The sequence below is a fragment of the Streptomyces sp. KM273126 genome, from assembly GCF_004337435.2.
Taxonomy (GTDB): Bacteria; Actinomycetota; Actinomycetes; order Streptomycetales; family Streptomycetaceae; genus Streptomyces; species Streptomyces acidicola.
This window is the reverse complement of record NZ_SJXB02000002.1, coordinates 2,590,412-2,605,119: the sequence shown is the minus strand read 5'-3', so window position 1 is coordinate 2,605,119 and position 14,708 is coordinate 2,590,412. Positions and strand designations below refer to the sequence as shown.

The 14,708-nt window shown below is 69.4% G+C and carries 15 protein-coding genes and 2 pseudogenes; 5 read left to right on the top strand and 12 right to left on the bottom strand.

Annotation, left to right across the window (positions count from 1 at the left end; translation table 11 throughout):
* Positions 1 to 25: 25 nt before the first annotated feature.
* Both E0500_RS42165 and E0500_RS42160 read right to left on the bottom strand, forming a co-directional pair.
* Entirely contained in the window at positions 26 to 1,039 is a 1,014-nt protein-coding gene (locus E0500_RS42165) for a BtrH N-terminal domain-containing protein (protein ID WP_131569995.1), read from the bottom strand.
* Positions 1,036 to 1,365: a hypothetical protein gene (locus tag E0500_RS42160; protein WP_181587426.1), complete on the bottom strand. Its 330-nt coding sequence runs from the start codon at positions 1,363 to 1,365 to the stop codon at positions 1,036 to 1,038. The genes E0500_RS42165 and E0500_RS42160 overlap by 4 nt, the downstream gene beginning before the upstream one ends.
* Before the next feature lie 66 nt (positions 1,366 to 1,431).
* Here E0500_RS42160 and E0500_RS42155 point away from each other — a divergent pair, with 66 nt between their 5' ends.
* Both E0500_RS42155 and E0500_RS45670 read left to right on the top strand, forming a co-directional pair.
* Complete coding sequence (locus E0500_RS42155) at positions 1,432 to 2,064, top strand: TetR/AcrR family transcriptional regulator (protein WP_131569993.1); 633 nt, start codon at positions 1,432 to 1,434, stop codon at positions 2,062 to 2,064.
* Positions 2,065 to 2,226 (top strand): annotated as a pseudogene (locus E0500_RS45670) (hypothetical protein); the annotation flags it as partial. It lies immediately after the preceding gene.
* A 168-nt stretch (positions 2,227 to 2,394) separates the two neighbouring features.
* Here the strand turns inward: E0500_RS45670 and E0500_RS45665 are convergent.
* From E0500_RS45665 to E0500_RS44730, 3 genes and pseudogenes are all read right to left on the bottom strand, one after another.
* Positions 2,395 to 2,688: pseudogene (locus E0500_RS45665) on the bottom strand (amidohydrolase family protein); the annotation flags it as partial.
* A 144-nt stretch (positions 2,689 to 2,832) separates the two neighbouring features.
* Entirely contained in the window at positions 2,833 to 3,501 is a 669-nt protein-coding gene (locus E0500_RS42145; RefSeq protein ID WP_131569991.1) for a class I SAM-dependent methyltransferase, read from the bottom strand.
* Between the two features lie 250 nt (positions 3,502 to 3,751).
* Complete coding sequence (locus tag E0500_RS44730; protein WP_258573805.1) at positions 3,752 to 4,132, bottom strand: hypothetical protein; 381 nt, start codon at positions 4,130 to 4,132, stop codon at positions 3,752 to 3,754.
* Between E0500_RS44730 and E0500_RS44725 the strand changes: the two genes are divergently transcribed.
* A complete protein-coding gene (locus E0500_RS44725; RefSeq protein WP_258573803.1) occupies positions 4,131 to 4,454 on the top strand; it encodes a hypothetical protein in 324 nt (107 codons plus the stop codon). The two genes, E0500_RS44730 and E0500_RS44725, sit on opposite strands and share 2 nt — an antisense overlap.
* 191 nt (positions 4,455 to 4,645) lie before the next feature.
* On the top strand, positions 4,646 to 5,515 hold the full coding sequence (locus E0500_RS42135) for a GNAT family N-acetyltransferase (protein WP_131569989.1): 870 nt from the start codon (positions 4,646 to 4,648) through the stop codon (positions 5,513 to 5,515).
* A 301-nt stretch (positions 5,516 to 5,816) separates the two neighbouring features.
* Here E0500_RS42135 and E0500_RS42130 read toward each other — a convergent pair whose 3' ends face one another.
* The 6 genes from E0500_RS42130 to E0500_RS42105 all read right to left on the bottom strand — a co-directional run bounded on the left by E0500_RS42130 (position 5,817) and on the right by E0500_RS42105 (position 12,944).
* Entirely contained in the window at positions 5,817 to 6,611 is a 795-nt protein-coding gene (locus E0500_RS42130) for a DNA/RNA nuclease SfsA (protein ID WP_220141515.1), read from the bottom strand.
* A gap of 71 nt (positions 6,612 to 6,682) precedes the next feature.
* Positions 6,683 to 7,546 carry an NAD(P)H-binding protein gene (locus E0500_RS42125; RefSeq protein ID WP_131569987.1) on the bottom strand — a complete coding sequence of 288 codons (864 nt, stop codon included), beginning with the start codon at positions 7,544 to 7,546 and terminating at the stop codon, positions 6,683 to 6,685.
* 91 nt (positions 7,547 to 7,637) lie between these two features.
* Positions 7,638 to 8,012, bottom strand: coding sequence for a nuclear transport factor 2 family protein (locus E0500_RS42120; RefSeq protein WP_131569985.1), 375 nt, complete (start codon positions 8,010 to 8,012; stop codon positions 7,638 to 7,640).
* Between the two features lie 360 nt (positions 8,013 to 8,372).
* A complete protein-coding gene (locus E0500_RS42115; RefSeq protein WP_131569983.1) occupies positions 8,373 to 9,362 on the bottom strand; it encodes a YafY family protein in 990 nt (329 codons plus the stop codon).
* A 547-nt stretch (positions 9,363 to 9,909) separates the two neighbouring features.
* The gene (locus E0500_RS42110) at positions 9,910 to 11,511 is read right to left on the bottom strand and encodes a tannase/feruloyl esterase family alpha/beta hydrolase (RefSeq protein WP_131571910.1); all 1,602 of its coding nucleotides are present in this window, start codon (positions 11,509 to 11,511) and stop codon (positions 9,910 to 9,912) included.
* A 26-nt stretch (positions 11,512 to 11,537) separates the two neighbouring features.
* Complete coding sequence (locus E0500_RS42105) at positions 11,538 to 12,944, bottom strand: PHB depolymerase family esterase (protein WP_131571909.1); 1,407 nt, start codon at positions 12,942 to 12,944, stop codon at positions 11,538 to 11,540.
* Positions 12,945 to 13,282: 338 nt separating this feature from the next.
* Between E0500_RS42105 and E0500_RS44720 the strand changes: the two genes are divergently transcribed.
* A complete protein-coding gene (locus tag E0500_RS44720) occupies positions 13,283 to 13,417 on the top strand; it encodes a hypothetical protein (RefSeq protein WP_258573801.1) in 135 nt (44 codons plus the stop codon).
* Here the strand turns inward: E0500_RS44720 and E0500_RS42100 are convergent.
* Complete coding sequence (locus tag E0500_RS42100) at positions 13,410 to 14,654, bottom strand: DUF2201 family putative metallopeptidase (RefSeq protein WP_131571912.1); 1,245 nt, start codon at positions 14,652 to 14,654, stop codon at positions 13,410 to 13,412. The genes E0500_RS44720 and E0500_RS42100 overlap by 8 nt on opposite strands.
* Positions 14,655 to 14,708 lie beyond the last annotated feature (54 nt).

Below are 14,708 nucleotides of genomic sequence, written 5' to 3'. Positions count from 1 at the left end.
AGAGAACGAAGGTTTTTGAAGAACGTCAGGGCTGGATCGCGCTTGGGGCTTCGCTCTCCAGGCAGTTCAGTGCCTGCATGGCCGCCCGCTCTATGCGTGAAAGATCGCAGAGGACGGTGCCTGCCCGTACGAGGCACTGTGCATCGCTCGATTCACCGGCTTCTGTGATCAGTGCTGCGACTTCCGTCCACAGGGTGGCCGCCTCGGCGTACAACCTGTGGCCGGTGCGCAGGTGGCTGCTGTCGAGCAGTTGGGTGCATTCGGCGAGGAAGTCGCGGTAGAGGTTGCGGAACAGGGCGCCGCCGGTGCCGGCCTTCTCCATCAAGAGGGCAGCCTGCGGAAGGTCCCGCTGCGGGTTGTCAGTGCGCTGGAGCCAGGTGCGTACCCGCTTGCCGGCCTTCTCGATGCCCCGGTGACCGAGGTTGGCGATGGGCGGGTTGAGGAAGGCGTCGGCGCAGGCAGTGATGGCGGGAATGATCTGGCCCTGTGGGGAGGGCGGGCTCTTCGGAGCGGTGAGGGTGAAGGACCGGTGCTTGGCGGTCATCGGGCCGCGCGCGGCCCTGGCCCGGGCGAGGCTGGTCAGGCTGGTGGATACGGCTCCGCCTTGCCGTTCGGTGTCCACCAGGTAGGCGTCGTGGTCGTCGTAGCCGTACATGGCGACGACATGACCGCCGAAGTGCACCTTCGACGCGAAGTAGTCGAGGTAGTGGCTGTCGAGTTGCAGTCCGACGGGGTGACCGGCGGCGACGGCGGATGCCACGTGCTCCCATGCCCTGCGGGGGGAGGTGGTCTCCCGGACCAGGAGCTCCAGCCCGAGCCTGGTGGTCAGGTTTCTCGTGAGCTCGAAAGGCTTGACCCGCCCCCCGAGGAAGGGAAAGCCCATGTTCTTGCTGTCCCAGTAGATGAAGGACAGACCGGAGCCGAGGCCGAAGAGCATGGGCTCGGACAGATCGAGTCCCTCGTGCCGCAGCAGCACCCCCAGAGCTGTCGTCTCGCAGTGCTGCGTACCGCGGGCATCGATGTCTCTCACCTTCGTCATGCCATGCTCTCCTGAACGGGGATGATCAGCCGGGTCATCAATTCTTCTTGCGGTGCCTCTGCCGGCCCGACGAGACCGGCCTCACGTACGGGCGCTTGCGGGCGCAGTACACGCTCGTGGATGGCGGCGAAGAGAGCGTTGCAGGCCAAGGGCAGCTGGGCACAGAACCCGATGTGCACGGTCTCGGCCACAAGTCCGCCGAGCAACAGCTCGAGCTCCAGGCCGGGCGCCCCTCCCTCCTCCAGCGTTTGCACTCCGACGGCGATCTCCATCCGCTCTTCCAGATCCAGCGGGTACAGCGCCCACAGCGGCAAAGGGCAGTTCAACCAGATGACTGTAGGGGCCCACGGGTCTGCAGCACGCCAGGTTTACAGACCTATCAGTGTAGGGACGTGGAAAAGAGAAGTACCGCTGGTGAGCGGCTGCTGGAGACGGCTTCGGCGTTGTTCTACGCCCAGGGCATCGGGGCGGTGGGAGTCGATGCGGTGGTGGCGCAGTCGGGTGTGTCCAAGCCGACGCTGTACGCCCAGTTCGGTTCGAAGGACGGGCTCATCGCCGCGGTGCTGGACCGGCGGCGGTGGACCAGGCAGGAGGCGCTGACCGAGTTCCTGGCCGGGGTGTCGTCGGGCCCGGAGGAGAAGCTGCTGGCGGTCTTCGACTGGCTGGCCCTGGGCCATGCGAGGCCGGGGTTCCGCGGCTGTCCGTTCACCAACGCCGCGGTGGAACTGCCCGACGCCGACCATCCCGGTCGGGCGGTGATCCTGGCCTACAAGAACTGGCTGCGCACCGCCCTGGCCGGGCTGGCGGCGGACGCCGGCCTGGCCGACCCCGAGGAACTGGGCTCGGACCTGTTGCTGCTGATCGACGGCGCGAACGCCCGCGTGGTCCACAGCGGTGACAGCGACGCCATGCGCCGCGCCGGATCGGCCGCGGCCAGGCTCGTCGCCGCCGCCCGCACCCCGCGCGGCCGGGCCGTTCCCGGCCCGGGCATCAGCACACGACCGAACAAGCACACGGAGGACTGAATGCGACCGACTCTCCAGCCGAAACTGACCGCGAGGGCGACCTACACGGTTCCCATCGAGCGCACGGTGCCCCATCTGCTGCCCGAAGCAGGCCACTTCACGCAGATGCCCCAGGTGCCGGCAACCGGCTACCTCGTCGGACTGGTCGAGTGGGCCTGCATGCAGGCCCTGGACGGACACCTCGACGAGAGCGAGCGCACTCTCGGGGTCGAGGTCGACGCGCCCGAATCCCGTGGCTTTCACCTTCACTCCCTGCTCGACCAGCTTCAGCAGGTGCGGGAGCCCGTCGCGGTGCAGGCCCAGATGATCGACGCTGACCGCGGGCAGCGCCGCCAGGGTGCTCGCCACATCGGGAAGCGTCCGCGCGTCGATGTAGAGCTCGCTGTGCCACCCGGCAACGTCGTGGACACGGCGTGCGAGACGGTCCAGTTCGTCCAGAGACGCCGACCCGCCTCGGCGCACATTGAAGCGGACAGCCCGCACACCCGCGGCGTCGAGATCGGTGATCTCCTCGTCCGTGACGGTGGCCGGCACCTGCGTGACCCCGACATAGGCGAGGCCCAGCCTGGACAGGGCGTCGAGTAGATAGCTCCGGTCGAAGTCCTGGAACGAGCCCGAGACCACCGCCCCGCCACGGATGCCCGGTGCTCGCGGTGCCGCGGAGCGTGCGCTGGTCCGGCTCCCGGGGAGTATCCGAACGGAAAACAGCGGTAGGCGTCAGGTGATGGGTCCGGCAGGAGACCCTGTGCCGCTTCCGACGCCTGATCGTCAGCCGGCGCGCCTGGCCATGACGACCAGGCCCGGCCCGCTGTACTCCTCCGGGGGGAGCCGGAGTTCGGCGACCGGGTACAGGCCGGCCTGCTCGATCAGGTCCACGAGTTGTTCCGGCCGCCATTTGTGTGTCGTCCAACGAACGGGTACGCCCCCGTAGGCCTCGGTGCGCACCGCGTCTTCGTCGCCGACGTGTGTCGCGGTGATGAAGTGCCCGCCCGGCTTCAACGCGCGCGCGAACAGGGCGAGAACCTGGGGAAGGACGTGACGGGGAAGGTTGAACAGTGACCACCACCCGAGCACGCCTCCAAGGGACGCTTCACCAAGGTCGAGGTCGGTGGCAGAGGCGACACTGAAGCGGCAGTGCGGATGAAGACGGCGCGCATTCTCGATCATGCGAGGAGAGAGATCCACCCCGGACACGTCGAGTCCGCGTTCGGCGAGGTAGGCGGTCACCGTTCCGGGTCCGCAGCCGACGTCGAGGACAGGCCCATGCTCCCTCACGGTGTCGGCGAAGGCATCGATCGACGCCTTGAGCCATGGATGGCGACGGATGTCGCCGACTCCCGTCGTCACCACCATGTGGGCGTAGTTGTCGGCCACGCGGTCATAGGACTCACGAACCACGTCGAGATCGGCCGGGCGGTCAATAGGTTGTGCGCGCATCAGCCAACGATAGGACTGTCCAGCGGACTTGGGACTGGCAAGGGGTTAACGCCAAGCCTTTGATCACGGCCCGGTTGTACTCGTGAGGGCATTGACGCGGTTCTCGTACGCGCGGCGTGCCCTGTGCTGTGCCGGGTACACCGGGACGCCCTGGGTGCCGTCGAGGGGCTGGCAGCGGGCAAGGCGCTGGCGGTCGACCGCGGGGGGACGGCACTGACGCGCAGGGTGTAGCCCTGGCCACCCCGTACGGTCACGCCCCGGTCGAGCACGGCCCGCTCTGCGGGCTCCAGCTCGGCCGCGCGAAGGAAGTCGGCGAGCCTGCCCGGCATATCGGGGGTGACCGGCGGCTCCGGGGCCGGGCATCCTCGCGGCCGGCGGCGGTGTGCTCGGGCATGAGGTCGGCCCCGGCCCTACGGATGGCGCCTCGGCTGACGCCGTGCTCGCGGGTTAGGGCGTCGATGGACCGTCCCCCCAGGTACGCGGCGCGCACGGCCTCGGTCTTTCCCCCTGTGGCGGCCAGGCGGTGCCCGCCCTTGCTGCCCTTGGCCTCGGCGGCCCGCAGCCCGTCGTAGGTCAGCTCGCGCTTGAGGTTTCGCTGAAGTTCGCCTGCGGCGGCGAGGGTCTGCACCATGGACTTCACCGTGGACAGCCGTTCTCCGGGTGCGCGGGTGGCGGACGGTGAGGTCCATGGCGGAGAACGTGCCATCGTGGATGCGCAGGGCGTGACGGTCATGGTGGAGGACGTCGAGGATGTGCTGGGTGCCGCGCACGAGGCGGAACATCTCAGAGATGTGCGCGGTGTCGCCCGGCCGCGCGTAAGTGAGCAGTTCGCCGAACTTCGGGCGCTGGAGCGGGTGGAGGTGCGGGCGTTCTCCTCGAAGACGACCGGGTCCTCGGTCCCGGCCTCGGTGAGGACGAGGTTCTGCCGGGGCGATCGACCGCTGGTCGGTTGAGACTCGCTTGTAGACCAGGTTCGCCATCGGGGCCCCTTCCCGCTCGGGGGAACGGAGTCCGTCTGTCGCGCTGTCGTCAAACGATTCCTTCGCCGACAACAGCCTGCGGCTGATCGAGAGCAGTCACGTCACGTGGCCGAAAGGCGTTGAGCAAGTGCTCCCCGAATCGAGGACATCGGGGATCATGAAGCATGCTCCCGGATGACTGGCACCTCACCCAAGACGTCGACGACTTCCTCGCCCGAGCCGGGGACTTCCTGCGCTCGCGCCCCGCCCTGCACAACACACCACTGACGGACATCGAAAAACTGCGGATACGCAGGGCGGCCGAACACGACGCTGAAGCCGCCGTCTTCGGCCGACTGGAGTCAGGAGGCGAGGTGCGCGCGATCTTCTATCTCACTCCGCGCGGCCGCCTGGGCCTCACGCCCCTCTCTGTCGAGCAGACCGACACCCTCGCTGCTCACCTGGCCGGCCTCGGCCACTCCCCCTCCACTGTCATCGCGGACCACGACACCGCCAGCGCTTTCGCCGAGTCATGGCGGCGGCACACGGGCGGCGCCGCGCCAGTAATTTTCTGGCGGACGCATCTTTACCGTCTCGGCACGCTCACCGCACCGCAGCGGCGCCCAGAGGGCCAGGGTCGCATCACGGGCGGTGAGGATCATGAACAAGTCGTGTGCTGGTGCCGTGAGTTCTGCGTCGACGTTGGGGAGCAGTCCTCCATCGACTTGATCGACGCCGGCTCCTGGGGCGACTCGCGTTTCGGCGACAGGCACTTCACGTTCTGGGAGACCCCGGACGGCACCCCTGTGTCGATGGCCGCCGCAACCTCGATCGTCGGTAGCATGGTCCGGGTGGATCCCGTCTACACCCCTGCCCACCTCCGGGGCCGCGGCTACGCGGGGGCCGTGACGGTCGAGGTGAGCAGGGCCGCGCTGGCCGCGGGGGCGACGGACGTCGTCCTGTTCACGGACCCGGCCAACCCCACCAGCAACGCCCTCTACCAGCGCATCGGGTACATCCACGTCGCCGACTTCGCCGGGTACAAGTTCTCCTGAGGCGCACCACAAAGCGGGTAAGGGCATGATCGGCGCAGACACACCTGCCGCCGGTACCGGCTGAGACCGCCGCGAGGCGGCTGACGAGAGCGGTGGCGCATGCCGACGTCGAAGGACAAGGCCGTCAGGAGGGCCTGTGCGCGAACCCGTGTGTCGGTAGGCTCCTTGTGCCGTTTCGGCCGGCGAGTTTTGAGTGTGAGGCGAACTCCGCTGTCGTCGCGTTGGCGTCCGACGAAGCGGTGTCGTGCCAGGAGGCCTGGCGCCCCTGGGGCAGGATGCGTCGTTCAATAGTTTTGGGCTGCTACGCGTCAAGGAAGTGCGTGGTCAGCTCGTAGTGGCGACTCACGCGTACGCCGGTGTGGTCGAGTTCGAAGTTGACCTGCCAGATCTCGACACCGCGTTTCACGGCCTGGACGACCTGTGCTTTGACTTCGCTGTGGTGACTGCTCTTCTTGACTTGGAAGCCGGGGTTGTCGTAGAGGAAGCAGACCAGGAGGATCGCACGTTCGTGGGCTTCGAGGCTGCGGCCGAGTTCGCCGATGTGCCTGACGAGCCGGTCGGTTGCGGCCAGGGGCGGGCGTGGCCGGGTGCGGATGTGGTCGCCGAGGGGCACCTGAAGGTGATCCAGGGGGGTCTTCACCTCGATGTAGGTGTCGTCGTTGACGAGGAAGTCGAGCCGTGACCGGCCGAGGAACTTCTCGCGTTGGACCGTTTCCGCGGTGATGATATGCGGCAGGAGCCTGCGGCTGAGGGCGTGTTCGACGTAGCGGTTGGCTGCGGTCTGGTTGATACCGATCCATGTGGGGTCAGGGGTGCCAGGCGGATCGACGCTGACCGCCTCGACCGTGTAGGGGGTCTTGCGGGCGCTGCTGTGGCTGCGGGACAGCAGGCAGGGCAGGCCGTCCAGAACCAGGTGGCCGATGCGGCCGGTGGTCGGGCAGTGGCAGGCGACTGCCACGTCCTCAACCTGGACGTCGATGATGAACCGGTTGGGGCGCCGGATGATCGTGGCTTGTGCGAGAGGCTCGGGGAAGTAGATCTTGTCGTCCCTCGCCTCGCGTGCCGCGGCGGTGTCCGTCATGGTGCCTTCGCTCATGTGTGTGCGGGTGACACGGCGGGCACGGGCCGTTCGAGGGCCGTGCCCCCCGTGAGGTTGTGGGCTGAAGATCAGCCCTGGTGCTGGGCGAGGGCCTGGCCGATCGCCTCTTTGACGGAGGTGGTGGGGCGGCCGAGCAGGTTCTGCAGTTCCCTGCTGTCGGTGTACCAGGCGCCGCGTGCCGCGCCGGCGCTGCTGTCGGCGATGGCGTCGGTGAGGAACTGCGGCAGGCCCACGCTCGCGAGGGTCTTGGAGTACTCGGCCTGCGGCATGTCGGCGTAGGTGACCGTGGTGCCGGTCTGGGCGGTGGTCTCGGCGGCCAGGTCGCTCATGGTGAATGCGCTGCCGCCGAGCTCGTGGATTCGGTTGTTCATCGGCTGGTCGGCGGTCACGAGGGCGGCGGCTGCGGCGAGGTCCGCGCGGGTCGCGCCGGAGATCTTCCCGTCACCGGCGGAGCCGATGACGGTGCCGTACTGGAGCCACATGCCGAGGTTGGCTGTGTAGTTCTCGATGTAGGAGCCGTTGCGGAGGATCGCGTACGGGATGCCGGAGGCACGGATGAGTTCTTCGGTGCGGGCGTGCGGCTCGGCCATGGCGATGCCGCTGCTGTCGGCGTTGAGGTAGCTGGTGTAGATCAGCGCGGTGGCTCCGGCCTCTTTCGCCGCGCGGATCACGTTGGCGTGCTGCTCGGCCTGGCGACCGAACTCGTTGGAGGAGATGCACAGCAGCCGTCCTGCGCCGGTGAACGCGGAGGCGAGCGTCGCGGGCTTGTCGTAGTCCGCCTCGCGGACGTGGATGCCGCGCCCGGCCAGGTCGGCGGCCTTCTCCGGGGTCCGGACAGCGGCCACGATCTGGTCGGCGGGTAGGCCGCGCGCGAGGAGTTCCTCCAGGACGAGTCGGCCGAGCTGACCGGTGGCAGCGGTGACGGTGATCATGATTGAGGGCTTTCTTACCAGTGGGTGGGGCGGTTGAAAGGGGCGGGGCCGCCGCCGTGGCGACGGTCGGCGGACCCGCTTTCGGGGCTGGTCAGTGCTCGGGGTTGCCTCCGGCCTGGATCACAGGGCTGAGGTCGAAGACGCTGATCACATGGGTGATCTTGCCGTCCTTGACAGTGATGTAGTCGATGCCGCGGAAGTCCTTCGCGAAGGGCGTCTCGGTGGTGTAGACGGTCGCCGCGTGGGTGTCGTTGCCCAGCACATCGATCACCGTGCCGCTGATGAGTGAGCTCGCGAACGGCTCCAGGAACTCGCGGTAGCGGGCCACGCCCTCGAAGCGGCCATTCGGGGCCTCGCACGCGACGTCATCGGCGAGGAATCCCAGTGCCTTCTCGACGTCGCGGCCGAGCCAGGCACGGGCGAACTCGTCGGCGACCTTCTGGGCGGGCCCAAGGGTGGCAGTCATGGGAGATGTTCCTTTCAAGTGCTTCATCCCCCAATCTGCGGCGAGTGCGGCTTGGGCGCACCGGGGGTCGCAGGCTGGGGGAGCCGGATGGCCTGGTTGGCGATCCGGCCGGTCCGTCACACCATCTTGGCGAGACATACATGACAGGGACCGTCATGTATGTCTGAAGTTTCAGGGACTGTTTTCCGCGTTCTCGGAATGGTGGCCTCCGTCTGCCCTGATCTGTGGAAGGTCTCGGGTCGTGAGGTGTCGGCGGGCAGTGGGCGAGTGTTTCCGGCGGGCCCCGGGCGGTGCCGGGGCCCGCCGGTCGACGGGAGGTGTTCCGGGCTGCCAAGGGCTCGGGGCTCACTGCCGTAGGGATCAGGTGCTGCGGCCCTCGGTGTACAGGATGAAGGTCTCCTGTGCTCGGCGAGTCAGAACCTCGCGCAGTTCCGCAGGCTCCAGCACCTCAACCGCGGGGCCGAACGCCAGCAGTTGTTCAGCCGCGCGAAGGGCGGGGAACCGCAGCTCCAGCTCCACCGGTTCCTCCGCACCGGCCTCGGCCTCCACCAAGGCCGGTGCCGCATCCGCGAGTTCGGCTTCGTGATAGCGCAGGAACCTCGCCAGCACCGACCGCCGCACTCGCACCACCACCCGTACCGGGGCCGGGATCCGGTCGACGTTCTGCCGCAACACCTCCCACACGTCCGCCAGCTCCACCCCGTCCCGGCGGCGCACCGGTTCGTCGACCACCGACGCCGACAACATCCGGTCCGAACGGAACATCATCGGCTGACCCCGGTGGTCCGCCACCAGATACCAGGCTCCGGCCTTGCTCACCAGCCCGTACGGATCCAGGGTGTACGAGCGGACCTGAGCGTCACGGCCGTGCCGGTACCGCAGTCGCAGCCGTCGGTCGTTGAACACCGCTGCCTGCAGTACGCCCAGGTCGACCGCCGAGGACCGCGGGCTGCTGCGCCAGCGCACCGGATCGATCATGATCCGCCTGCTGGCCAGATCGGCGTCGCCCCGGAACGGCGCCGGCAGCGCGGCCATCACCTTGCGCAGTGCTGAACCGATCGCCTGCCCCAGCCCCAGATCCGCGTGTGCCTGCTCCGTGACCAGCACGAACAGGGCGCGAGCCTCGTCGGCGGTGAGTCCGGTGACATCGGTGCGGTACCCCGGCAGCAACGCGATGCCGCCCTTGCTCCCGCGCTCTGCGTACACGGGAACCCCAGCCGCCGACAGCGCCTCGACATCTCGGAAGATCGTGCGAACCGACACTTCCAGGCGCGCAGCCAGTTCGCCGGCGGGCATCTGCCCGTGTGTCTGCAGCAACAGGAGGATGGAGAGCAGCCGGTCCGACTTCATGTCTCAAGCATGGGGCACATACATGACGGCATGCGTCATGTATTCCTGTTCAGGGGGCCGGGCGGGGCGGTTCAGCGCTTCTGGTGATGCAGTCCGGGCGGGGACGGTTGTCTCGGGAGCCGGTGGCTGAGGCTGGGGCTGGGGCTGGGGCTGGGGCTGGGGCTGTCCGACCGAAACCCCTTCTCGTGCCCGGCAGGGGGCGGCCGCCCTCGCGGGGTGGGTGTCGGAAATCCGCATGTCCTTGGGTGTTGGTGTCGGTTTTCCGGCGGATTGCGCTGGTGGCTGGCTTCAGGGTGGTCCGTGTTCGAGGGTGACGGCCGGAAAACGTCTGATCACGGTGCACGCGCCGTAAGGGAGAGACCTGTGACCGCCCCCCAGCCCAGCGACCATGCCGGCACAACGGAGAGCGGCCAACGCGGTCCCCGACCCGCGTGAGCGGGGCCTCACCGGCCCCGGCGGGGCTCCCCGTGCCCGAGGCACGCACGGCGCGGCTGTCACAGCGGGCTCCCCACCATCACGGCCTGCCCGGCAACGAGCTCCTGGAAGTTCAAGGCGGCGGAGCAGCGGGACTGGTACCGGCCGGGTACGGGCGCAGTTTCCGGGTCAGTGCCACGCCCTGGGCGGGGTCGTCGTTTACGTATTTGGTCGCGGTGATCTCGGTCGGCGCGACGCCCTGCTCGACCCAGCGGACGATCGGGGCGAGTGTGTCGAACCGGTTGGGTCCGGGGCCGCCGCCGCAGTGGGCCATGCCGGGCGCCATGAACAGCCGGGCGAAGTCTTCCCTGTTGTTCTTCGGGCCGGGCGTGGTGGCGCGGACCGTCTGGCGGTAGTAGTCGATCGTGTCGTAGGCGGAGACGACCGGGTCGGCCCAGCCCGCGTACATCAGCAGCTTCCCGCCGCCGTTTCGGAAGCGGCGCAGGTCCGGGTCGGTCGCGTCGATGACGGGACCGAGTTTCTGCTGGGCAAACCGGATGTCCCGGTGGTAGTCGAAGGTCCACCAGTTCCAGTCGGGGTCGTCGAAGACCCAGTACCGCCAGAAGTTCGCGCGCGCCGGTTCCGTGGTGCCCCAGTAGCCGCTCCAGCCGGACAGCACCTGACCCGCCGCGTTGACCACAGGTGCCTCACTGCCGACCGGCCAGCCCGGATAGATCTGCTCTCCGGTGCGCGGGTCACGCGCGCCGGCGTACATCTTCCGTACGGCCCGGATCTGTGGATCGGTCAGACAGTCCGGCCCGTCGCCTGATGAGCAGCGAAGACTCGCGGGGTCGAACGAGCACGACCGCGGGTCGGTGAGGAAGTCGTCGGTGGCCTGTCCTCCGTCCCGGCCACGGCACCGCCGTACCGCCGCGTCGGTGAGCAGACGGAGTTTCGACGCCGGGATGACCGGACGACTGTCGTCGCCCGGCGCGTGGTTGCTCAGGAACTGCCAAAGGAACCCGGCGTTGAGGCTGATCCGGTTGTTGCCCGGGGCTCCGGCCACGATGCCGTCGAAGTCGTCCGGGTAGCGTTGCGCCTCCGTCAGCGCCTGCTGGCCGCCCGTGGAGCAGCCGACGAAGTACGAGTGACGCGGTGCCGTGCCGGTGAACGCCTTCACCACCCGTTTCGCGTTCAGGACGGACTCGTGCACGGCGCGGTGCCCCCAGTCGACGATGATCTCCGGGTTGGCCGCGCCCTGCACGAAGACGTCCGGGTCGTCGCCGGTGTGCCCGGTGTCCGTGCCGACGGTGACGTATCCGGCGCTGAGCATCCGGCCCATGGAGGCGAAGTCGATGGCCGAGCTGTAGCCGCCGTTGCCGAACATGAGCAGCCTGCGGTTCCAGTCCCGCTGGGGCAGCCAGACCTCGAACCCGATGCGGGAGTTCGGTACCGGATTCGCGACGCCGTGCACACGGCAGAACGCCGGCACCGGCATCGTCCGGCCGTCCGGCGCGGTGTACTGTCCGGCGGGCACGGCCTGGGCGACAGTGACCTTCGCCTGCGGCAGCCGGGCGCGGGACAGGGCGGCACATCTGCTCGCGGGGCCCTCCGCGGTGGCTGTGGTGGTAGCCGAAGCCGTGGCCGGCGGGGCGGCCGGCAACAGGAACGCCGAGGCCACGGCGAGGGCGGTGAGAACGGTGAGAGTACGCCTGAACTGTGAGGATGAGATCATGTTCGGGTGTCCGTCCGACGGCAGACCTAGCGGGACTGGGCGAAGAGCCAGTCGATGACGACGTCGTTCTCGTACGTCTGAGCCCACGCCAGATGCGCACTCACCGGCGTCGTTCCGGCCGGGTAGCTCGTGAACAGCACATGGCTGCCGGTCCGGTGGGCGCGGTTCAGCAGGGCGCGGGAGCGGGCTTCGTACTCCGCTTTCGGCAGGTCGTTGGCCCACTCCCCGCGGGTGACCCGTGCGCCGGCGCTCTCCAGCGCGTTCATCAGCGTCCAGGTGCCGGGCTTGCCGAACCGTCCCTCACGGTAGGGAACGACCGGGTCGTCGACGGAGTGGTCGGCCCAGATCGGGATGTGCGTGATCGCACCCAGGGCGGACGGGTCGCCCCAGCCGGCGGTGGCCAGGGCCGCGGCGAAGGTGCGGGGGCGCTTGGGGAGCAGGGCGTAGATGCCTCGCGCGCCCGACGACAGGCCTACGAGGTAGCAGCGGTCGGTGTCGACGGGGCGCTCGGCCGTGAAGGTGTCGATGAGCTCGGTCAGCGCGGCCTGGACCCTGGGGTCGGTCCAGTCCGTGCCGTCAGGCCCGTCCATGGGGCGGGGCAGCGGGATCTGGGGGGCGAGCACGAACGCCGGGTTCCGGCGCTGGCGTTCCGGCTTGGCGAAGGTGACGGCGACACGGTTGGCAGTGAGCTGGGTCATGTTGTTGTCGGCGACCTCGCCGCCACCGTGCAGGGTGACGACGAGCGGGTACCGGGTGGGCGGCGCCCCTGGACTCCGTACGTATCCGGCAGGCTGGTACAGCCGGAAGTCCAGCTCGAATCCCGTGGAGTCGGTGAACGAGCCCGCGGTGAAGTCGTCGACCACGGGGGTGGTGACGTCGTCGTTCCGGATGGTCAGCGAGCCTGCGGAGAGCACCAGTTGGCCGTCGCCCGCCGTCACGTCGGCCACTTGACGGACGGCGTAGGCGCGGTCGAGCGGAAGGGGGTCGACGGCGCCGGAGGCACGCGCGTTGGTGTCGTCCGGGTCGAGTTCGATGACGAGGTACCTGCCCGGCCGTCCGGCGTGGCGCCGGTCGTCCACCTCGGCCGCGGTGTTCGGGTAGACCCGGGTGACCGTGCGGGCCGTGGTCTGCCCGCCGAGGGTGGCGGTGACCTGGAACGCGGAGGGCGGGATGGTGTCGCCCTGTAGGTCGATGGAGCGCGCATGATGGAGGACGACGGCGATCACCCGCCAGTTGTTCCTCGGGGTCACGTGTGTGATGAGGTCGGTCCGCAGGACGGGATTGGCCCCGGACGTCGCCGCCTGCCCTTCCGGCGCCGTGGCATCGTTCGTCGTCGCACTCGCCGTGGTCACCGCGGTCGTGGTGACCACCGTCGAGGCGGTGACCGTGCCCGCGGCCATAGTGAGCGCCGAACGTCTGGTGATCCGTCTCATGAGTCCTCCTCGCGTCGTCACGTCACGTCACGTCACGTCACGCGTGAGTCTCCGAGTCGCGCCCGAGCGGCGTCCAGCATCAAACCGGGATGTGTCGATGCGTCCTGTGCATCAATCTCGCTGACTGCCCCGCCGAGACCGGCCGGGCGTACGCGCGGCGACGTGCGGCGCTGGAGGCGTTGTTCGCGGATCGCGGCCTGGCGCCGCTCACGTTGTGCCCGTCGACTACGACCCGGCCGTGGCACGGGAGTGGCCGACATGAACGGCGTGGACGGCGTGGACGGCGGTCGGGGGGAGGGGTGTGCTTCAAGCGGCTGGACGATCCCTACAGCGGGGGCGTGCGGTCGTGGCGGAAGCACAAGGTGCGGGTCACCACCGCGGCCCTGATCGGTGCGGTCACCGGACCGCTCACCGCGCCGCGTGGGGCGCTCGTGAGGGGTGGTGAGGTCGTGCCACTGCGCTTTGTCAGCTGATGGTGACGACACGCGCCCAGGGCGGCGGGGCATCCGGGACGTAGTCGGGGGTCTCCTCGTCCACGGCGTGGGCGGGACGCGGGAAGAGACCGACGACGGTGCGGCACGGCGGCTGCGCGGAGGGCCACGGAGTCTGACCATCCGTCAGGGCGACGATCACGTCCGGACGGGGCCGGGAGCGGAGGGCCCGGGCGAAACCGGAGCGCAGATCCGTTCCCCCACCGCCGACCAGTGCGATGTTCTCGGCGCGGCAGAGCGGGACGGCGACCCCGGCCGCCGCGTCGCAGGAGATCACCGAGACCAGGTCGCGGCGCCCGCCCACCGCCCGCGAGATCGCCGCCACTTCCAGCAGCGCGCTGCCCAGTTCGGCGTCGCTCACCGACCCGGAGGTGTCGATCACGACGCAGACCCGGGGCGGCGTACGGCGCAGGCTCGGCAGCAGCACCCCGGGGATGCCGGCCGAGCGCCGGGACGGACGACGGTAGCTGTGGTCCTCGCCCACCCCCGGCGCACCCGCTGCCGAGCGGACCGCCGCGCCCAGCAACTGCCGCCACGGCTGCGGCGGATGGAACGCCTCGTCCGCCCACCGGCGCCAGCCCTCCGGCGCGTCGCCCGGTCGGCCCTTGATCCCCTCTGCGACCCGGAAGCGGACCGCGTCCCGCTGCTGCCTGCTCAGCCCGTGTGCCCCGTCGGGCCCCAGCTCCCACGGCCGGCCCTGCCCGTCGGCACCACTGCCGCAGTCCAGCCAGGCCAGGTCCGCGGCGAGTCCGGACATCGACGCCGTCCGCAGGTACTCCTCCATCAGCAGCCCGTCGGGCAGCCGCAGCAGCGACGGCAGCACCGCCCCGGCAGGCAGGGGCAGACCGTCGCCGTAGATGTCGTCGTTGATCTCGAAGTCGGCGGCGATGTTCCGCCGCAGCCTCCCCCAGCCTTCGGCCGGGGGGACCCCCATCCCGCTTCGCTCGCCCGGCCCGTACTCCTCGTGCTCCCGCGCATACCGCTCGCCCCGACCGTGGTGGTCCCGCAGCAGATGGGAGACCTCGTGCACCCAGACGCCCGCCAGCTCCTCCACCGGGGTGCGCGCCACGAAGCCCGGGGAGACGTAGCAGCGCCAGTGCACGTCCACCGCCATCGTCGGCACCCACCGGTCCTCCACCACGTGCAGCGCGAAGAGCGCGTCGGCCAGGTAGGGACGGACCTTCACCGCGTGCAGTCGGGCTGCCAGCAACTTCTCCATGTCCAGAGGGAGTCCGGGCCCGCCGACCGGCCCGCCGGAGCCGGCCGGCGGGCC